We start from the raw sequence: 18,434 nt of genomic DNA on the forward strand, positions 1-18,434 counted from the left end.
GGCGTAGGCGAGCGCCTTGAGCCGGCTCCCGAGGCTTCGCGCCGGGCGGGTCTCGCAGCATGAATGATATGTTATAGGGTTTCATAAGGAGGTGCCATGCAGCCCCGTCCCTCCCTCGATACTCCGGCGCACTGGGCGTTCGGCCAGGAGATCGAGGTGTTGCCGCGCATTTTTGACGACGACATCACCCTGGCCGTCATGCAGCGACGGCTCGACCCGGCCCTTGCCCTGGCCGTGCGCGCTCAGCTCAACAGCACCCGCTCTCTCGACTGGCACTGGCGCGGCGCCCCCGGCCAGGCAATGAAGGAGGACCTCGAGCGTCGGCTCCCCGCCCCCGAGGCCGGCGCTGCGCTGGTGGAGGACGTCGGTCATATCGCCGAGGCCATGGCCTACCTCTTCTCCACCGAAGCCATCGGCATTCGTCTGCGCACGCTGGAGGGCGCCATGTGCCCGCGCTTCCACGTCGACAACCTGCCGGTGCGTCTCGTGACCACCTATGCCGGCCCAGCCAGCGAATGGCTGCCTGAGCACGCCGTCAACCGCGCCGGACTGGGCGCTCCCCATCCCGACAAGCCCGATATCGTCGCCGATCCCGATGCCATTCGACAGCTCGCCGTGGGCGATCTGGCCCTGCTCAAGGGCTGTGGCTGGGTCAGTAACGAGGAGCGCGGCCTGGTCCACCGCAGCCCGCAGCCGGCTGCGGGCGAACGTCGCCTGCTGCTGGCGCTGGACCCGGGCTGACACCGCTCCGCCGTTACGCAACCTGTTCTTTCCACCTGAGCAATCCGTTCTTTCCACCTGAGCAATCCGTTCTTTCCACCTGAGGAAGCCCGGCAATGACTCCATGCCTTCGCCCCCTCCTGTTCGGCCTGGTGCTGATGCCCCTGGCAGCACAGGCCGACCGCCCGCTGGCGGTCGTGGCCCCCTGGGAAATCACCGGCCTCGATCCCTCGACCTCGGGCTATGTCTTCGCCCGCATGCGCGTTGCCGAGACCCTGATCGATACCGATGCCGACGGTCAGCCGGCCCCTGGGCTGGCCAGCGGCTGGCAGGTCTCCGATGACGGCCTGACCTGGCGTTTCACCCTGCGTGAGGGTGTGACCTTCCACGACGACAGCCCGCTGACGGCACAAGCCGCAGCGTTGAGTCTCGAGCATGCCCTGGCCAAGCCGGGCATACTCGACTCGGCGCCCATCGTCGCCATCGAAGCCGAAGACGCCGACGTCGTGGTGCATCTCGACAGCCCCTTCGCGCCGCTGCCGGCCCTGCTGGCCCACTCCACCACGCTGATCCTGGCCGTGGACGCCTTCGACGACGAGGGGCGGGCCACCCAGATGATCGGCACCGGTCCCTATCGCGTCGCATCGGTCGCACCGCCTCAGCGCCTGACGGTGGAGCGCTTCGATGGCTATTGGGGCGAGACCCCTGCCATCGGCAGCGCCAGCTATCTGGCGGTGGGGCGCGGCGAAACCCGCGCGCTGATGGCCGAGAGCGGCGACGCCGACGTGGTGTTCACCCTGGACCCGGCCAGCCGCGCACGGCTGGCACGCCATGATCGTCTGGCACTGCATGCCGAGCCGCTGCCGCGCACCATCGTGTTCAAGCTCAATGCCGAACACCCCTTCCTCGAGGACGAGCGCGCCCGCCAGGCACTGAGCCTGGCCGTCGACCGGGTCGGCATAGCCGCCGGTCTGCTGCGCCATCCCGAAGCCGCCGCGGCCGAACTGTTCCCGGCCAGTCTCGGCCCCTGGCATCTGGGCCTCGCTGCGGACGAAGCCCAGGACGTGGAGCGGGCCCGCGAGCTGCTCACCCAACTGGGCTGGGAAGCCAACGGTCGCGGCATGCTGGAGCGCGACGGCCAGCCCTTCCAGCTGACCCTGCGCACCTTCTCCGACCGCCCCGAGCTGCCGCTGGTGGCGACGGCGCTGCAGGATCAGTGGCGCGAAATCGGCGTGGCACTGGAGGTCGCCGTGGGCAACGCCAGCGAGATCCCTTCCGGGCACCGCGACGGCAGCCTGGAGCTGGGCCTGATGGCGCGCAACTACGGCCTGGTGCCCGACCCGCTCGGCACCCTGCTCGACGACTTCGGCACCGACCCGGAAACGATGGGCGGCGACTGGGGCGCCATGGGCTGGCGCGACGCGGACGTGGCGGCCTGGCTCGACACCCTGCGCCAGGAGGCCGACATGGATGCTCGCGCCGAACTGGCCGGGCAGGTGGCACGCCGGCTGAACGAGGCGATGCCGGTCGTGCCCGTGGCCTGGTATCAGCAAACGGCCGCGGTGAACGCCGAGCTGGAGGGCTTCTCCATCGATCCGTTGGAGCTCAGCTATCGCATCGACGAACTGAGGTGGGGAGAATGAGCGAAAACCAGGCTGCGCGCGCGACGTCGCGCCGGGCTTCCCGCTGGACCTCTCACCGGACGACAGGCCTTGGTGGCCTGCTGCTGCAGCGCCTGTTCCAGGCCGGGCTGGTGGCATGGATGGTCGGCACCCTGACCTTCGTGCTGACCCGTTCGCTGCCCGGCGACATGGCCTACCGCATCGCCGCCGGACGCTACGGGCACGACATGGTCAACACCACTGCCGCCGAGGCGGTGCGTGCCGAGCTGGCACTGGACCAGCCGGCGCTCGGCGCCTACTTCGGCTGGCTGTGGGATCTGATTCAACTCGACCTGGGTCGCTCACTGGTCAGCGGCGAGCCGGTGGTGGCCGAACTGTGGCATCAGCTCGGTCACTCGCTCGGCCTGGCCGCCCTGGCCGTTCTGCTCTCGCTGCTGCTGGGTCCACCGCTGGGCCTGCTCGCCGGGCTCAAGCCCAACGGCATGCTCGATCGCGTAAGCGAAGTGGCGGCCAGCGTGCTGCGCGCCCTGCCGCCCTTCGCCGTGGGCCTGATCCTGATCCTGATCTTCTCGGTCACCCTCGGCTGGCTGCCTGCCGCCGGCCATGGCCGCAGCGCACACGGCGTGCTGCCGGCACTGACCCTGGCGTTGGCACTGGCCGCGATTTCCAGCCGGGTGGCACGCAACGCCATGGCCGACGTTTCGCAGTCGGCCTACTACGCCTTCTCGCGCACCAAGGGGCTGGGCGAGCGCCTGAGCTTCCTGCGCCACGGCCTGCGCAACGCCGCGGTGCCGGTGGTGGCCTACCTCGGCGTGCAGTTCGTCTACCTGATCGAGGGCGTGGTGGTGGTAGAGACCCTGTTCGCCTGGCCTGGCATCGGCCACGCCCTGGTGCACGCCATCGTCGCCCGCGACGTGCCGATGATCCAGGGCACCGCGCTGGTGATGGGGCTGATGTTCGTTGCCCTCAATACCGTGGTGGACCTGCTCTGCTACTGGCTCGACCCCAGGAGGCGCAGCGCATGAACGGCTCTACCCTGACGCCTTCCCGCCGCCTTGTCCTGCCGACGCTGAACGGCCGCCAGCGTCTCGGAGCCACGCTGCTGGCGCTGCTGCTCGCCTTCGCCTGGCTGGTGCCCTGGCTGTTCGAGGCCGACCCGGCGCGCCAGCAGCTCACCCGTATCCTGCAACTGCCGACGCTGGCCGAGCCGCTCGGCACCGACCACCTGGGACGCAGCCTGCTGGCGCGACTGGCCAGCGCCGTACGCCTGTCGCTGGGCATGGCCCTGCTCAGCGTGACCAGCGCCGCCGTGCCGGGCGTGATACTCGGCGTGATCGCCGGCTGGCGCGGCGGCTGGCTCGACCGCGTGCTGGGCACCCTGGCCGATGCCTGCCTGGCGCTGCCCGGTCTGCTGCTGGTGCTGCTGCTGGTGGCCATCGCCCCGGGCAACTTCTGGGCGCTCTACGTCGGTATCTCGCTGGTGCTGTGGATCGAGTACTTCCGCGTCGTGCGCGCCCGCACCCGAATCCTGGTCGCCTCGCCCCAGCTCGAGGCAAGCCGCCTGCTCGGCTTCGGCCCGTTCTACCTGTTCCGTCGCCACCTGTGGCCCGAGCTGGCGCCGCAGGTGCTGACCCTGGCCGCCTTCGGCGCCGCCAGTGCCATCCTCGCCATGGCCGCGCTGGGTTTCGTCAGCGTCGGGCTGCGTCCGCCCACCGCCGAGCTGGGGCTGATGATGATCGAGCTGCTGCCCTACTACCACGAGGCGCCCTGGGCCATGGCCCAGCCGATCCTGGTGCTGTTCGTTCTGGTGCTGAGTCTCAACCTGCTGGCGGGAAGGGATCCACGATGAGTGCGTACTTACTTCAGGCGGAAGACGTCACGATCCAGGGCGAGGGCGTCACCATCGCGCCCTTCTCCTGTGCGCTCGAAGCCGGTAGCCGGCTGACCCTGCTCGGCGAGACCGGCTCGGGCAAGAGTCTGCTCGCTCAGGCCATCATGGGCACGCTGCCCCGCGGCCTGAGCGCGCGGGGGCGACTCGTCATCGACGGCGAGACCTTCGATGCCGCCGATGACAAGTCGCGCCGCGCCCTGTGGGGCCGACGCCTGGCGCTGCTGCCCCAGGAGCCTTGGCACGCGCTGGACCCGACCATGCGAGCCGTATCGCAGGTGGCCGAAAGCCACCGCCACGTGGCCGGGCGTGATCGACGCCATGCTCAACAAGCGGCCTGGGCCGATCTGGCCGAGCTGGGTCTGGCCGAGGCCGGCGGCAAGCTGCCCGGCGAACTCTCCGGCGGCATGGCGCAGCGGGTGGCCTTTGCCGCCGCCAGTGCCGGCGGCGCGCCCATCGTCATCGCCGACGAGCCGACCAAGGGGCTCGATGCGCCGCGCCGCGATGCCGTGGTCGAGCTGCTGGCGCGTACGCCCGAGGGCGGCGGTGTGCTGCTCACCATCACCCACGACATCGACGTCGCCCGCCGCCTGGGCGGCGAAGTGGTGATTCTGCGCCAGGGACAAGTGGTCGAGCGCGGACCGGCCCAGCAAGTGCTTACTCACCCCCAAAGCGAGTACGGCCAGGAGTTGCTGAACGCCGAGCCCAGCCGCTGGCCACGCCCGGCACCGCTCGGCGAAACGACCCAGCCGCCGGTGGTGACCGCCACCGACCTGGCCAAGACCCGCGGCGGGCGCGAGCTGTTCCGCGAACTCTCCCTCACGGTGCGCCCCGGTGAGATCGTCGGCGTGGTCGGTCCTTCCGGCTGCGGCAAGAGTACGCTGGGCGACATGCTGCTCGGCGTGACACGCGCCGACGGCGGCGGGATCCTGCGCGCACCAGGGCATCCACTCGGTTTCCAGAAGCTCTATCAGGACCCACCGGCGGCCTTCTCGCCCCACTGGCAACTCTCACGCCTGCTCGACGACCTGATGCGCCGCCACCGCCTGGAACGCAGCGCCATCCCCCCGCTGATGGCGCGCCTTGGGCTCGACGAGCACCTGCTGGAGCGCCGCCCCGGCGAGATCTCCGGCGGCGAGCTGCAGCGCTTCGCCATCCTGCGGGTGCTGCTGCTGGAGCCGTGCTTCCTGTTTGCCGACGAGCCGACCTCGCGCCTCGATCCCATCACCCAGCGCCGGACCCTGGCGCTGCTGGTGGAGCTGGCCCGCGAACGCCGCTGCGGCGTAATGCTGGTGAGCCACGACCCGGTGTTGATCGAGCATATCTGCGACCGCCGCATCGTCCTCGGTGACGAGCAGGTGAGCGCGGCCGGGCAGGCACTCTATCCGGCCCCGGTGCTTGTCTGAACGGGTACCCAACGACATCGCCCCGCATGAGCGGGGCGATGTGGGAACAGAGATGCAGGGAGCGGGGTGGCAGGCGTCAGTAGTGCGCCACCACCATGCAGTCCATCCCCTGTGCGCGCAGGCTGTTGCAGGCGGAGTGGGCATCGCTCTCCTGCAGGTCGACCAGGCGTGCGCGGAACACCCGCCGCTCGCCCTCCGACTCCGCTACCGACACCCGCACGTCGCGCATGAAGTCGGAAAGCTGGTCGGCGGCTCGGGTCGCCAGGTGGCGGGCCTGATCCGGGTCGTTGAAGGCACCGACCTGGACCGCCCAGTTGCCTCCACTGCTGGCACGCGGCATGTCGGTCTGATAGGTGGTACGCGGTGTGTCGGCCTGGGCGATCAGGGCACGAATCGGGTCGTCGGCGGAGCCCATCTCGACCCCCATCTCCGACTGGAAGGAGAACTGACGCTCGCCGCTCGAGGCGGGCTCGACGGCCTCGGGTGCGGCAGCCAGCTGCTGGGCGGAAGCGGATGGACTCTCCGGCAGGTCCATGCGATCGCCCAACACATCGGCCTGGGCAATCCAGTCGCCGCGCTGCAGCATGGAGAGCCTGGCAAAGCCGCGATCGAGCAGGTCGGCCATGTGCGTGTCGCGCGAGGCGGCGGTGAAACCGCCCATCACCACGGAGACGATACGCCGGTCGTTACGGATCGCCGAAGTCGCCACATTGAACCCGGAGGCACGAATGAAGCCGGTCTTGAGGCCATCGGCGCCGGCATAATTGCGCAGCAGCCGGTTGTGGCTGGTATGGGTGGTGCCGCGGTAGGTGAAACTCTGGGTGGAGAAGTAGTGGTAGTACTGGGGGAAGTCCTGCATCACGCGGATCGACAGCGTGGCCATGTCGCGGGCCGTGGTGACCTGAGCATTGTCGGGCAGCCCGGAAGCGTTACGGAACACGGTGCTGGTCATGCCCAGCTCGTTGGCGCGCTGGGTCATCATACGGGCGAAACCGGACTCGGTATTGCCCAGCGCCTCGGCGACCACCACGGCAACGTCGTTGGCCGAGCGCACCACCAGCGCCTTGATGGCCTCTTCCACCGTGATCGTGCTACCCGCCGCGAGCCACAGCTTGGAAGCGGGCATCGAAGCGGCATGGGCCGATACCGGTAACGGCTGGTTCAAGCGCATGGTGCCGTTCTCGAGGGCCTCGAACAGCATGTAGAGCGTCATCATCTTGGTCAGCGAGGCGGGATAGCGCGTCGCATCGGCGTTGGCCTGATGCAGTACGTCGCCGCTCTCGACATCGATCACGATGGCCGCATAGCGGGGGTTGGCCTGCGCCGAGCCGATCGTCAACAACTGAAGAAAAAGAAAAAAGAAAATGGCCACACCGAGGTAAGGTCGGTTGTAGGAGCGCATGACGAACACCTCTGGTTCCCTTTTGATTCCCCGTGGTCCGTTTCTAAAGCGGACCTTGGCTCAGTATGGCCGCATAACGAAGCGCTTAACAGCCGGAATAGCGAGTTTTTTTGCATATATACCGGCTGCTTCCATCAAACTTCCGTTTATTAATCAACTGGAATAACAGCCCGTTACCCCTGCGTTGCAGACCCGCTACTCCCATGCGGGGAAAGGGTCGGGCAAGCCGGCCCACGCCCGATGACCGTCTGCCAATACGGCGTCGCTCAGCAGGCACTCGTCCAGGGCCTGACGGATACGCGCTTCGTCGAGGTTCTGGCCGATGAATACCAGTTCCTGACGCATGTCGCCGAACGGCTCTTCCCACTGCTCCATGATGTAGCCACGCGACTCCGGATCCTTGGGCCAGCGCGACTCGGGCACGGCCTTCCAGAACATGCCGGCAAAGCCATAATGGGCGATGCCGCCCGCCTGACTCCACTGGCCGGCGTACTGGGGTCGCGTAGCGAGCCAGAAGAAGCCCTTCGAACGCAGCAGCTTGCCGCCGAACCAATCGCCATGCAACAGGGCGTGAAACTTCTCGGGATGGAAAGGCCGCCGGGCGCGATAGACGAAGCTCGAGATGCCGTACTCCTGGGTTTCGGGCACGTGCTCACCGCGCAGCTCCTTGAGCCAGCCCGGGGCGAGCCTGGCCCGTTCGAAGCTGAAGCGGCCGGTATCGAGCACCTTGTCGAGCGGCACCTGGCCGTGGGCCATGGGTACCAGCTCGGCGTCGGGATTGAGCGAGCGCAGCACCGCCTTCAACTCCGCCAGTTGCGCCTCGTCGATCAGGTCGGTCTTGCTGATCAGCAACACGTCGCAGAACTCGATCTGGTCCATCAGCAGGTCGGCGACGTTGCGCTCGTCCTCCTCGTCCAGGCTCTCGCCCGCCTCGGCGAGGGATTTCGCCTCCCGGTACTGAGCCAGGAAATTGGCACCGTCGACCACCGTCACCAGGGTGTCGAGTCGAGCGATGCTGGAGAGACTCTGGCCCTGCTCGTCCTCGAAGGTGAAGGTCTCCGCCACCGGTAGCGGCTCGGAGATTCCGGTGGACTCGATCACCAGATGATCGAAGCGGCCTTCCCACGCCAGCCGGCTCACCTCCACCAGCAGGTCCTCACGCAGCGTGCAGCAGATGCAGCCATTGCTCATCTCGACCAGCCGCTCCTCGGCCCGGTTGAGCGTCACCTCGTCATCGCCACTGCCCGGAGCGCCTCGCACCAGGGCGGCATCGATGTTGACCTCGCTCATGTCATTGACGATCACCGCCACGCGGCGCCCATCGCGATTGGCCAGGATATGGTTGAGCAGGGTGGTCTTTCCCGCTCCAAGAAAGCCGGAAAGCACGGTAACCGGCAGGGGCTTGTGGGACATCACGCGTCTCCTCGCTGCTTGCTGTAGTGGTGTTCGCGTTTCTCCTGCCGCTCCTTGGCCTCCAGGCACAGTTCGGCGGTCGGCCTGAGCAACAGTCGGGGCAAGCCGATGGGCTGACCGGTTTCGGCGCAATAGCCGTAGTCGCCCTCTTCGATACGCCGCAGTGCCTGATGAATCTTGCGCAGCAGCCGTGTCTCGCGATCGGCCTGGCGTAACAACAGCCGCAACTCCTCCTCCACGGCGGCACGATCGAGCTCGTCGCCGCTGCGCTCGTTGTCGGCGATGGCGCTGCGCACCTCCTCAAGGTGCGCCTCCACTTCGGCCCGCTCGGCAGCCAGCCGGCGCCGGAAAAACGCCAGCTGCTCATCGTTCATGTATGCCTCTTCGGGCATGGCCAGCAGTCGCTGCACCTCGGGATAGGCCGACATGGGCATCCTCTTCTGAAATATACGTTATAACATAACAATACTATTTCCCATGGCAAGCCCTCTACGCCAAGACGGCTTGTGATCCAGTCCTCGAATTCCAGGCAATTTCTTGCCCGCTGGGCAACTTCTTGCCCGACCCGGGCAAGAAGTTGCCTAAGTAAAATTAGAATCGCTTGCACCGAAAAACTATAACCATATGTATTTAAAAGAATTTAAAGGTACTGGCACACATACTGCGTATATCAGGCTGTCCATCGGGACATTTCATTCACATCGTCAAGGAGCAGACCATGCCGACTCCCTGCTATATCAGCATCCAGGGCCAGACCCAGGGCAACATCACCGCCGGTGCCTTCACTCCGGATTCCGTGGGTAACATCTACGTGGAAGGCCACGAAGACGAGATGCTGGTCCAGGAGTTCAAGCACGTCGTGACCGTGCCCACCGACCCGCAGTCCGGCCAGCCCTCCGGCCAGCGCGCGCACAAGCCGTTCGTCTTCACCGTGGCCCTGAACAAGGCCGTGCCGCTGATGTACAACGCCCTGGCTTCCGGCGAAATGCTGCCGAACGTGGAGCTGAAGTGGTACCGCACCTCCGTCGAGGGCAAGCAGGAGCACTTCTTCACCACCACCCTGACCGACGCCACCATCGTCGACATCAACCTGCGCATGCCGCACGCCCAGGACTCCACCAAGTCTGAGTTCACTCAGCTGATGGACGTGTCCCTGGCCTACCGCAAGATCGACTGGGAACACACCGTCGCCGGCACCTCCGGTTCCGACGACTGGCGCGCCCCGATCGAGTCTTGATCGGCTAGCCCCGCGCCCCCACCCGCCGGCTCGCCGGGCGGGGGCGACGGTTCGCACCACGACGCCAGCGCTCTTTTCGAGCGCTGGCGTCGTGGTTTTTCAGGATGGGTGAATATTGAATCGCGGCGCCCGCCGCACGTTGGCCAGCAGCAGGCTGCCGGTGGCGGGGTCGGGGATCAGGGTGCAGTCGATGTCGTAGAGCTGGCGTACCAGCTCGGTGGTGACCACTTCGCCTGGCGGGCCGGCGGCCACCAGCTGGCCATGGCGCAGGGCGAGAAGGTGGTCGGCGTAGCGGCAGGCACTGGCGAGGTCGTGCAACACCATGACCACGGTACGGCCGTGGGCGGCCAGCCGGCGTACCAGCTCGAAGACCTCGATCTGGTGGCCGAGATCGAGCGCCGAGGTGGGCTCGTCGAGCAGCAGCAGCGGGGTCTGCTGGGCGATGGTCATGGCGATCCAGGCGCGCTGGCGCTGGCCGCCGGAGAGGGTATCGAGGGGTCGATCCGCCAGTTCGTCCACATCGGCCGCGGCCAGCGCCTCGTGTACCACTTGCTGATCCTCCGCCGACCACTGGCGCAGCCAGCCCTGGTGCGGCTGGCGGCCGAAGCGCACCAGTTCGGCCACGGTCAGCCCCTCCGGGGCGGTGGCTTCCTGGGGCAGCAGCGCCAGGCGCCGGGCCAGTTCCCTGGCCGGGAGCTGCTGGATGTCCTGACCGTCGAGCACCACCGCGCCCTGGCTGGGCGCGTGCAAGCGTGCCAGGCCGGCCAGCAGGGTCGACTTGCCGCAGCCGTTGGGGCCGACGATGGCGGTGACCCGGCCCGCCGGCAGCGACAGTGCCAGCGCGTCGATGATGGTGGTACGGCCGTAGCGCAGTGTCAGGTCGCGGGTGGCGAGTTCATGTCGGGTCATGCCAGATTCCTCGAGGCCGGTCGCAGCAGTATCCACAGCAGCCAGGGGCCGCCGACCACGGCGGTGACGATGCCCACCGGGATCTCGATGGGCGAGAGCAGCACCCTTCCCGCCAGGTCGGCCAGCACCATCACCAGCGCCCCCGCCAGCGCCGAGGCCATGACCGGCACCCCGCGTGGCGAGGAGAGCGAACGGGCGATTTCCGGGCCGATCAGGCCTACCAGCCCCACCGGGCCTGCCACGGAAACCGCCAGGCCGGTGAGCAGCACCGAGACCGCCAGTACCTGCCAGCGGCGCTGTGACACGCGCAGGCCGAGGCCCGAGGCCGCGGCGTCGGAGAAGCGCATCAGGCTCAGTGCACGAGTGAGCCACAGGGCAGTGCCCAGGCCCAGCGGCAGCCCGACCGCGAGCAGCGTGACGGCACCGGCCGGGCGGGCGTTGAGCGAGCCGACCGTCCAGGGATAGGCGGCGTTGGCGGTGTCGATGTGCACCTTGGCCAGCAGCAGCTGAGTGATGGCGCCGAACACGGCGCCGACCCCGATACCGGCGACGATGAAGCGGTAGCCGCGGGTGCCGCCGCCGGCGGCCAGGCCGAAGGTGAGAGCGGCCGCCGTGGTCGCCCCCACCAGGGCCATGGCCGGCGGCGCCAGCGACACGCCCAGGCCGATCACCGAGGCCACGGCGAAGGCGGTGGCGCCGTTGTCGATACCGATGATACCGGGCGTGGCCAGGCGGTTGCGGGCCAGGGTCTGCATCAGGCAGCCCGCCACGCCGAAGGCGGCACCGGTGAGGCAGGCGGCAAGCAGCCGCGGCAGGCGTAGTTCCTGGACCAGGAACACCGCCATCAGATCGCCGCGCCCCACCAGCGCCGGCAGCACCGCCCTCGGCGCCAGGGCGCTGCTGCCCATGGTCAGATAGGCGAACGATGCCGCCAGCAAGCCCAGCAGCAGGAGCAGCGCGGCCAAGAAGGCGCGTCTGTCCACCAGCACGCTGTAGGGTGCTCGTGCGCCGCCCAACTGCCAGGCCAGGCGCCAGTGGCCGGCCGGCGCGGAAGCCGCCGTTGCCCGGTCGTAGCCGTGCCCGACGGGCTGCTGTTGGAGCCCGTCCTCGGCAGTGTTGCCGTGCATTGCCCCCTCCTCTCTCATCAGGCGCATAGCATTCATCAGGCTCATAGCGTTGGCATGCGCCGCGCTCTCACCACGGCCACCAGCACGGGCGCACCGCACAGCGCCGTGAGCACACCGAGCGGCAGTTCGGAAGGTGCGACCAAGAGGCGCGAGACGATATCGGCCGTGATCACCATCAGCGGGCCCAGCGGCAGACACAGCCACAAAGTACGGCGAATATCGGGGCCGGCCAGGGCACGAGCGGCGAACGGCACCACCAGCCCGACGAAGGCGATAGGGCCGGCGGTGGCAGTAGCGGCGCCTACCAGCAGCGCCACCGCCACGATCACCAGCAGCCGGATGAGCCCCGGACGATGGCCGAGGCCGCTGGCAACGCGCTCGCCCAGCGACAGAGCCGCCAGCGGGCGCGCCACGGCGAGCACGATGCCCCCCGCCAGCAGCAGGCTGGGCAGGATGGCAAGCAGATGCTCGAGCCGGCGACCGGCCAGGCTGCCGACGATCCAGAAGCGAATTTCGTCGGCGGCGCGCTGATCGAACAGCAGCAGCAGCGAGGTGAGCGAGAGCAGCAGGCCGGTCAGGGCGGCGCCGGCCAGCACCAGCCGCACCGGATCGTTGCCGGCACCGCTCACCCGCGCCACGCCTAGCACGCAGAGACAGCCGACCATCGCGCCCAGTTGGGCCACGCCGATCCGCATCGTGGTGGCGGTGGCGCCGAGCACCAGCGCCACGGCAACGGCAAAGGCCGCCCCGGCGCTGACGCCGAGCAGACCCGGCTCTGCCAATGGGTTGCGCGTCACCGCCTGAAGCAGGGCTCCCGCCACCCCCAGGGCCAGACCGACCACGAGGCCCACCAGCGTCCGCGGCAGGCGCAGCGAGCCGACCACGAACTGGGCTTCGGCATCGCCCTGCCCGGTGATGGCGGCCCAGGCCCGAGCCGGCCCAACGTCGCCGGCCCCCCACAGCAAACTGGCCAGACAGACCAGCACCAGCAATGCCAGCAGGCCCGCCAGCCTCGCGGAGAGGCGGCGGGCCTGGAACAAGCCCGAAGGTCGTGCTGCGTACATCAGGGTGTCAGCGCAGCATCGAGCTGATCGAGAATCGTCAGCGCCGCCAGCGGGCCGGTGGCGCTCGACCACAGCTGGCCGTCGACGGGCACGACCTGGTCGCGAGCCACCACGTCGAGGCGGGCAAAAGCAGGCGTGGCCTGCGCGGCTTGCAGGGCTTCCCGCCCCTCCTCGTTGAGGGTGGCCAGGAACAACCAGTCGGCGTCCACACGGGAAAGGTTCTCGAGGCTTAGCGGATCGCTGTGTGGGCTGTTCTCACGGGTCAGCCCGGCATCGTGAACCGCCACGCCTGCTGCGCGCAGAAGGCCGGCCGTGAAGAGATCGGCGGACATGACCATGGGGCCTTGCGGCATCCAGCGCACCAGCACGGCACTGGGGGCCTCGTCGGCCGCAATGCGCTCGGCGACCTCGGCGGCGCGAGCATCGACCTGCTCCAGTGCGGCTTCGATTTCCGCCTCGCGCCCCAGCGCCTGGGCGAACAGGCGGGTCTCGGCGCGCCATGCCTCCGGATCCAACCCTTCGGTCAACGGCACGACGGTGGGCGCCATGCGCGAGAGCAGCCGGTATTGCGCTTCAGGTAGCTGCGGCGGAGCGAGAATGACGTCCGGCTCCAGTGCCAGCACGGCCTCGAGGTTGATCTCGCGTACCACACCGACGATGGCGGGTCGCTGCTCGCCCAGATGCGCCTCGATGTAGCGGGCCATGCCGTCGCCACCACGGGTGGTAACGGCACCCAGCGGTGTGACGCCAGCCGCCAAGGCTACGTCGAGTGCGCCTTCGTAGAGCGTCACGACGCGTTCCGGCGACCTGGGTACCACGACCTCGCCAAACGCCGTCTCCACACTGCGCTCGGCCCAGGCGGTCAGCGGCAGCAACGCGAGCACGGCGACCGATAGGGGCAGGCGCAGCGCGCCGACCCAGTTCCGCATCCCTTTCATCACGAACCTCGCACACAAAGACTAATGCGAATTATTATCACAAAGAATTGAAAAGCTATGCCATGCAACACCTTGTTGCGGAAACTGCAACGCCCTCTCGACCCAATGAAACTCAACCAGAATCGTTTTCATTTATCGCCACGACTCTTACACTGTCGCATTCGATGCCACTCATCGCCGAGGAATGGCCATGTACGATCTCGACGAGCTGCTCGCCTTCGATCACGTCATGCGTTCCGGCAGCCTGACCCGCAGCGCACGAGCTCTCGACCTAGCCAAGTCGACCCTCAGCCGGCGTATCGCCCAGCTCGAACGAAAGTTGGGCCAGCCCCTGCTGCGCCGACAGTCCAACCGACTGCTGCCCACCGAAGCCGGCCACGCCTTTCATGTCTACTGCCGACAGATTCTCGAGCTTGCCGAGCAGGGCCGACAGGCGTTGGAAGAGTTGAACGAGGAGGTCAGCGGCGAGCTGCACGTGGTCGCGCACAACGCGCTGGCCCGCAGCTGGTTGTCCGCTCGGCTGACCGCCTTCATGAAGGTCCACCCCGAGGTACGTCTCACGCTACGCACCGGAACGACACCCACCCTCACCGCCGATAGCCAGGCGGTGACCGTGTGGCTGGGCGAGGTGCGCGGCAGCGAACTGCGCCAGGAGGTGCTGGGCTGGCTCCACCGCGGCCTTTATGGACACCCGGACTACTTCTCTCGCCAGGGCCAGCCACAACACCCTCGCGAACTGATACGGCACACCTGGATCGATCTGCTCGGCGAAACCGAGCAGGGGCTCACCCTCACCCACCGTGGGCAAGGTGGCGAGTTCCACTTTCGCCCCCCCGAGTCGCGCTTCCGCGTCGACCAGCAGATGCTGCATGGCGATGCCCTCGCCAGCGGGCACGGCCTGGGACTGATGTCCGACTGGTTGGCACAGGCGCGCGAACGCGCTCACCCCGGCTCTCTCGTGCGTTGCCTGCCGGAGTGGGATGCACCGGCCGTGCCGGTCACGCTGCTGTACCCCTATGGCTTCCGACCGCGGCGGCTGAGTGCCCTACTGGCCTTCCTGCGTCAGTCGCTACCGAACGCATGGCAACCAAGCCCAACCCCTCAGCTCGAGCCGACGAGCGTAGCCGGAAGCGAAGGTGTTGCCAGTCGCGCAACGCAACGTTGCCTGTCTTCCCCCTGAGCAAAGGGAACTTTCGGCATTAGAATCACCTGCGCTTGATAATTAATTTCATTTGATAATTCTTCATGCTCAGCAGGTGATCTCATGCTCCATGCCCGTCGCACCGCTCTGGCCGTTGCCGTCGCCAGCGCACCGCTCGCCTTCACCGCCCAGGCGCAGGATAGCGCCCGCCTCGACAACGTCGTGGTGACTGCCGCCGGCTTCGAACAGTCGCTGCGCGACGCCCCGGCCAGCATCTCGGTGGTGACCCGCGAGGAGCTGGAGCGGCGCCAGTTTGCCAATATCGCCGAAGCCATCGCCGACATTCCCGGCGTCGACGTACGCTCCGGCGTGGGCAAGACCGGTGGCCTGAATGTCAGCATTCGCGGCATGCCGAGCAACTACACCCTGATTCTGATCGACGGCCGGCGCCAGAACGCCGCCGCCGACGTCACCCCCAACGGCTTCGGCGAAACCGCCACGAGCTTCATGCCGCCGCTGTCGGCCATCGAGCGTATCGAGGTCATTCGCGGCCCCATGTCGACCCTGTACGGCTCCGACGCCATGGGCGGCGTGATCAACATCATCACCCGCCGTGTCGCCAACGAGTGGAGCGGCTCGGTCAGCGCCGAGAGCACCTTCCAGCAGCATCGCGAAGAGCCCAACTCCCAGGCGCTCAGCGTCTTCGCTTCCGGCCCGCTGGTCGAGGAGACCCTGGGCCTGCAGCTGCGTGGGCGGGTCTACAACCGCGGTGCGTCGGAGCGCCTGATGGAGGGTACGGGACGCGACCCACGTCCGGCCGAAGGGGAGATCTACTCCATCGGCGGACGCCTGAACCTCACGCCGGACGACACCAACGAGTTCTGGCTCGACGCCGAGCGCGCCCGCCAGTGGTACGACAACACCGACAGTCGCCTGGGCAGCCTCGATGGCAGCAACCCGAACAATCCCGACCAGGTCTACGGCTACGACGATCACATGCGCTTCAACCGCGACCAGATCGCCTTGGGGCATACCGGACGCTTCGCGGCGGGCACCTGGGAGAGCAGCGTGACCCACGCCATCACCGAGACCGTCGGCCGCACCATTCCGCACCCCAACGCGGGGCCCGGCACGCCGCATCCCGCCCTGCCCCACGCACCGATCATCAGTTCGCCGCGTACCCTGGAAAACGAGCAGACCGTACTCGACACCAAGCTCACCACCAACCTCGGTGCGCACATGCTCACCTTCGGCGGCCAGTACATGGAAGCGGAGCTGACCGACGACCTGGCACCGGACAGCTACGACGAATCCCAATGGGCGCTGTTCATCGAGGATGAGTGGTGGCTGCGTGACGACCTGGCGCTGACCCTGGGCGGCCGCTACGAGAACCACGACGCCTTCAGCGGTCACTTCACGCCGCGGGGGTATCTGGTGTGGAATGCCGACGACAGCTGGACCCTGAAGGGTGGCGTCAGCCGTGGCTACAAGACACCGACGCTCAACCAACTGAGGGATGGCATCAATAACGTCACCGCCCAGGGCGCCAGACTGCTGATCGGCAACCCGGACCTACAGCCGGAGAAGAGCACCAACTACGAGATCGGCGCGCATTACGACAACCTGGCCGGCTTCTCAGCGGGCGCCACTTTCTTCCACACCGATTTCACCGATCGCATCGTCACCGCCAGCGAGCGTGCCGTTACCGGGCATCCGACCATTCCCGACGGCACCTATGACCAGGCGATCAACATCGGCGAAGCGCAAACCCAAGGGGTGGAACTGGAGGCCCGCTATCGTTTCGCCCCTGCCTGGGAAGTGCGCGGCGGTTACACCTACACCGATACCGAGATCAAATCCGATGAAGCGCGTGGCGCAAGCCTGACGCTGGCGCCCCGGCACAAGCTGACCGCCGCCGTGAGCTGGGAGATCAACGAGCGCTGGAGCACCACCCTGGAAGGTGAGCACTACAGCGGTCGCAAGCGCTTCGCCTCCGCGCCGGAGGCCGGCACCCAGGATGCCGCTCTCGCCGCCGCCGTGGGCGACAAGTTCAAGAGCTACGAGCTGTTCAACCTGAGTTCCACCTACCGCGTGGCGGACAACGTGCGGCTGACCGGCACCATCTACAACCTGCTCGACACCGACTTCGGCACCGGCACGACCTACGAGTACGAAGGCGAGACCTTCGCGGCCTATGAGTACTTCACCTCGGGCCAGTCCATCAACGGCGCTTACATGCCGCGGCGCAGCTTCTGGCTCTCCGCCACTTACGAGTTCTGACCGGCACCTGCCTGCCGTTTCGCATCGTTACCTTCGCCCCGGTTCTGCCGGGGCTTTTTCTTGTGCACTGGGCTCATTCATCCGCCATACGCAGTATCACCGAGTAGCGATAGTCGTGGTCCTGCAACGCTGAAGGGGAACCCGCGTAGGGGGTGGTCACCCGCAGGTACCAGACGCCGGCGTCGAGTTCACGTTCGATGCGGAAGTTGCCGTCGACACCGCTGTGCCAGTCACGTTCCACGACCTCGCCCTCGGCGTTCATCAGCTCTCCCGAGGGCGCGCCCATGGCGGAGTCCCAGGGAAAGGTCTCGCTTTCCAGTACCACGCGGGTCGGCTCCTGCAGGGTGAAGGTGAAGTAGCGCATTCCCGTCGACATGACCTCGAAGGGTCGGTCGGGTGCCAGCGGGATGGCGTAGTCGCGTGGATCGCTCGTGCCCGCACAGCCCGTCAGTAGCAACAGCATCGAGAATAGAGCAGCAACGCAGCGGCGCATGGCAGCCTCCTTTGCAGCTAGCGCGTTAGCTTCAGCCTACTCCGAATAGCCGTTCCACGCCCAGCCAGATCAGACGCAGCGCCAGCAGGGTCAGGGTCCACTTGAAGAAAGAGTCGAAGCGATGGTCGGTCACCCGGTTCAGCAGGCGCAGGCCCAGCCAGGTGCCGACGAAGCCCGCCACGACCATGACCAGCATCAGCCCCAGCCAGTCGCGGAAGACGAAACCGGCAAAGCCGAAGATGAACGCCTTGGTGGCGTGTTGAAAGGTCATGCAGGTGGCGAAGGTGGCCACCCGCGGCAGCCGCTCGCTCATGCCGAGCTTGATGAACGAGGCGACCATGGGGCCGCTGGCGCCCACGAAACTGGAGAGCAGCGTAGTGAGCGCGCCGGCAATCACGGTGCCGGTGCGCCCCACCGCCCGCTGGGGCAAGCCCGGCCCCCAGCAGGAGTAGAGCACGAAGGCGGCGATGCACAGCTCCAGCACGCCGTAAGGCAGGCGGATCAACAGCCAGGCCGCCACCACCGCGCCGACGATCACGCCGGGCAGGAAGGCGGCAACGATGTCACGACGAACGTGCCGCCAGGTCATCACCGCCCGACCGCCGTTGGAGCCGAGCTGCACCATGCCGTGCACCGGGATCAGCGCCGTGGCCGGCATCACCTGGGCCATGGCGATGATCAACAGCGTGCCCCCGCCGATGCCAGCCGCTGCCGACAGCGCCGAGGTCACTACCGAGAGCAGCACCAGGATCAGGTTGACCCCGGCCGACAGCGGCGAGAGCAGCTCCAGCATC

Annotated in this window: 17 protein-coding genes; 8 read left to right on the forward strand and 9 right to left on the reverse strand. The window is 67.4% G+C overall.

Annotated features, from left to right (window positions below; all coding sequences use genetic code 11):
* Positions 1-96: 96 nt before the first annotated feature.
* The 5 genes from C4S71_RS15625 (at position 97) to C4S71_RS15645 (ending at position 5,636) form a co-directional block, all read left to right on the forward strand.
* The gene (locus tag C4S71_RS15625) at positions 97-741 is read left to right on the forward strand and encodes a DUF1826 domain-containing protein (RefSeq protein ID WP_103969744.1); all 645 of its coding nucleotides are present in this window, start codon (positions 97-99) and stop codon (positions 739-741) included.
* Positions 742-836: 95 nt separating this feature from the next.
* On the forward strand, positions 837-2,363 hold the full coding sequence (locus C4S71_RS15630; RefSeq protein WP_103969745.1) for an ABC transporter substrate-binding protein: 1,527 nt from the start codon (positions 837-839) through the stop codon (positions 2,361-2,363).
* A complete protein-coding gene (locus C4S71_RS15635) occupies positions 2,360-3,367 on the forward strand; it encodes an ABC transporter permease (RefSeq protein ID WP_200825305.1) in 1,008 nt (335 codons plus the stop codon). The genes C4S71_RS15630 and C4S71_RS15635 overlap by 4 nt, the downstream gene beginning before the upstream one ends.
* Entirely contained in the window at positions 3,364-4,191 is an 828-nt protein-coding gene (locus C4S71_RS15640) for an ABC transporter permease (RefSeq protein WP_103969746.1), read from the forward strand. Before C4S71_RS15635 ends, C4S71_RS15640 begins: the two co-directional genes overlap by 4 nt.
* On the forward strand, positions 4,188-5,636 hold the full coding sequence (locus C4S71_RS15645; protein ID WP_103969747.1) for an ABC transporter ATP-binding protein: 1,449 nt from the start codon (positions 4,188-4,190) through the stop codon (positions 5,634-5,636). The genes C4S71_RS15640 and C4S71_RS15645 overlap by 4 nt, the downstream gene beginning before the upstream one ends.
* Before the next feature lie 76 nt (positions 5,637-5,712).
* Here C4S71_RS15645 and C4S71_RS15650 read toward each other — a convergent pair whose 3' ends face one another.
* The 3 genes from C4S71_RS15650 to dksA form a co-directional block, all read right to left on the reverse strand.
* The gene (locus tag C4S71_RS15650) at positions 5,713-7,038 is read right to left on the reverse strand and encodes a D-alanyl-D-alanine carboxypeptidase (RefSeq protein ID WP_422666854.1); all 1,326 of its coding nucleotides are present in this window, start codon (positions 7,036-7,038) and stop codon (positions 5,713-5,715) included.
* Between the two features lie 195 nt (positions 7,039-7,233).
* Entirely contained in the window at positions 7,234-8,451 is a 1,218-nt protein-coding gene (zigA, locus tag C4S71_RS15655; RefSeq protein ID WP_200825306.1) for a zinc metallochaperone GTPase ZigA, read from the reverse strand.
* Positions 8,451-8,879, reverse strand: a complete 429-nt coding sequence (dksA, locus tag C4S71_RS15660; protein WP_103969750.1) for an RNA polymerase-binding protein DksA — start codon at positions 8,877-8,879, stop codon at positions 8,451-8,453. The genes zigA and dksA overlap by 1 nt, the downstream gene beginning before the upstream one ends.
* A 290-nt stretch (positions 8,880-9,169) precedes the next feature.
* Between dksA and C4S71_RS15665 the strand changes: the two genes are divergently transcribed.
* Complete coding sequence (locus tag C4S71_RS15665) at positions 9,170-9,688, forward strand: Hcp family type VI secretion system effector (RefSeq protein WP_086509529.1); 519 nt, start codon at positions 9,170-9,172, stop codon at positions 9,686-9,688.
* Between the two features lie 99 nt (positions 9,689-9,787).
* On the opposite strand, the gene C4S71_RS15670 is transcribed toward C4S71_RS15665, so the two are convergent.
* Genes C4S71_RS15670 through C4S71_RS15685 form a run of 4 tightly spaced genes read right to left on the reverse strand, consistent with a single transcriptional unit; the run spans position 9,788 to position 13,717 of the window.
* Positions 9,788-10,597, reverse strand: a complete 810-nt coding sequence (locus C4S71_RS15670; protein WP_103969751.1) for an ABC transporter ATP-binding protein — start codon at positions 10,595-10,597, stop codon at positions 9,788-9,790.
* A complete protein-coding gene (locus C4S71_RS15675; protein WP_103969752.1) occupies positions 10,594-11,724 on the reverse strand; it encodes a FecCD family ABC transporter permease in 1,131 nt (376 codons plus the stop codon). Before C4S71_RS15675 ends, C4S71_RS15670 begins: the two co-directional genes overlap by 4 nt.
* A 41-nt stretch (positions 11,725-11,765) precedes the next feature.
* Positions 11,766-12,788: a FecCD family ABC transporter permease gene (locus tag C4S71_RS15680; RefSeq protein WP_235014534.1), complete on the reverse strand. Its 1,023-nt coding sequence runs from the start codon at positions 12,786-12,788 to the stop codon at positions 11,766-11,768.
* The gene (locus tag C4S71_RS15685; RefSeq protein WP_176342821.1) at positions 12,788-13,717 is read right to left on the reverse strand and encodes an ABC transporter substrate-binding protein; all 930 of its coding nucleotides are present in this window, start codon (positions 13,715-13,717) and stop codon (positions 12,788-12,790) included. Before C4S71_RS15685 ends, C4S71_RS15680 begins: the two co-directional genes overlap by 1 nt.
* A 199-nt stretch (positions 13,718-13,916) precedes the next feature.
* Between C4S71_RS15685 and C4S71_RS15690 the strand changes: the two genes are divergently transcribed.
* Both C4S71_RS15690 and C4S71_RS15695 read left to right on the forward strand, forming a co-directional pair.
* Complete coding sequence (locus C4S71_RS15690) at positions 13,917-14,906, forward strand: LysR family transcriptional regulator (protein WP_103969753.1); 990 nt, start codon at positions 13,917-13,919, stop codon at positions 14,904-14,906.
* Between the two features lie 84 nt (positions 14,907-14,990).
* Positions 14,991-17,147: a TonB-dependent receptor domain-containing protein gene (locus C4S71_RS15695; protein WP_103969754.1), complete on the forward strand. Its 2,157-nt coding sequence runs from the start codon at positions 14,991-14,993 to the stop codon at positions 17,145-17,147.
* A 73-nt stretch (positions 17,148-17,220) separates the two neighbouring features.
* Here the strand turns inward: C4S71_RS15695 and C4S71_RS15700 are convergent, their stop codons facing one another.
* Together C4S71_RS15700 and C4S71_RS15705 are read right to left on the reverse strand one after the other, a co-directional pair.
* Positions 17,221-17,640 (reverse strand): hypothetical protein, encoded by a 420-nt coding sequence (locus C4S71_RS15700; protein WP_103969755.1) that lies wholly within the window; start codon positions 17,638-17,640, stop codon positions 17,221-17,223.
* A 31-nt stretch (positions 17,641-17,671) separates the two neighbouring features.
* A complete protein-coding gene (locus tag C4S71_RS15705; RefSeq protein ID WP_103969756.1) occupies positions 17,672-18,433 on the reverse strand; it encodes a sulfite exporter TauE/SafE family protein in 762 nt (253 codons plus the stop codon).
* Between the last annotated feature and the right edge of the window lies 1 nt (position 18,434).

The sequence above is a fragment of the Billgrantia desiderata genome, from assembly GCF_900108215.1.
Classification (GTDB): Bacteria; Pseudomonadota; Gammaproteobacteria; order Pseudomonadales; family Halomonadaceae; genus Halomonas; species Halomonas desiderata.

What these genes read in the sequence shown, in the direction of transcription:
- dksA (WP_103969750.1), bottom strand. Translation starts at nt 8,879, where the DNA reads ATGTCGGCCTATCCCGAGGTGCAGCGACTGCTGGCCATGCCCGAAGAG.
- C4S71_RS15675 (WP_103969752.1), bottom strand. Translation starts at nt 11,724, where the DNA reads ATGCACGGCAACACTGCCGAGGACGGGCTCCAACAGCAGCCCGTCGGG.
- C4S71_RS15700 (WP_103969755.1), bottom strand. Translation starts at nt 17,640, where the DNA reads ATGCGCCGCTGCGTTGCTGCTCTATTCTCGATGCTGTTGCTACTGACG.
- C4S71_RS15645 (WP_103969747.1), top strand. Translation starts at nt 4,188, where the DNA reads ATGAGTGCGTACTTACTTCAGGCGGAAGACGTCACGATCCAGGGCGAG.
- C4S71_RS15705 (WP_103969756.1), bottom strand. Translation starts at nt 18,433, where the DNA reads ATGCTGGAGCTGCTCTCGCCGCTGTCGGCCGGGGTCAACCTGATCCTG.
- C4S71_RS15635 (WP_200825305.1), top strand. Translation starts at nt 2,360, where the DNA reads ATGAGCGAAAACCAGGCTGCGCGCGCGACGTCGCGCCGGGCTTCCCGC.
- C4S71_RS15650 (WP_422666854.1), bottom strand. Translation starts at nt 7,038, where the DNA reads ATGCGCTCCTACAACCGACCTTACCTCGGTGTGGCCATTTTCTTTTTT.
- zigA (WP_200825306.1), bottom strand. Translation starts at nt 8,451, where the DNA reads ATGTCCCACAAGCCCCTGCCGGTTACCGTGCTTTCCGGCTTTCTTGGA.
- C4S71_RS15630 (WP_103969745.1), top strand. Translation starts at nt 837, where the DNA reads ATGACTCCATGCCTTCGCCCCCTCCTGTTCGGCCTGGTGCTGATGCCC.
- C4S71_RS15695 (WP_103969754.1), top strand. Translation starts at nt 14,991, where the DNA reads ATGCTCCATGCCCGTCGCACCGCTCTGGCCGTTGCCGTCGCCAGCGCA.
- C4S71_RS15640 (WP_103969746.1), top strand. Translation starts at nt 3,364, where the DNA reads ATGAACGGCTCTACCCTGACGCCTTCCCGCCGCCTTGTCCTGCCGACG.
- C4S71_RS15665 (WP_086509529.1), top strand. Translation starts at nt 9,170, where the DNA reads ATGCCGACTCCCTGCTATATCAGCATCCAGGGCCAGACCCAGGGCAAC.
- C4S71_RS15670 (WP_103969751.1), bottom strand. Translation starts at nt 10,597, where the DNA reads ATGACCCGACATGAACTCGCCACCCGCGACCTGACACTGCGCTACGGC.
- C4S71_RS15685 (WP_176342821.1), bottom strand. Translation starts at nt 13,717, where the DNA reads ATGCGGAACTGGGTCGGCGCGCTGCGCCTGCCCCTATCGGTCGCCGTG.
- C4S71_RS15680 (WP_235014534.1), bottom strand. Translation starts at nt 12,788, where the DNA reads ATGTACGCAGCACGACCTTCGGGCTTGTTCCAGGCCCGCCGCCTCTCC.
- C4S71_RS15625 (WP_103969744.1), top strand. Translation starts at nt 97, where the DNA reads ATGCAGCCCCGTCCCTCCCTCGATACTCCGGCGCACTGGGCGTTCGGC.
- C4S71_RS15690 (WP_103969753.1), top strand. Translation starts at nt 13,917, where the DNA reads ATGTACGATCTCGACGAGCTGCTCGCCTTCGATCACGTCATGCGTTCC.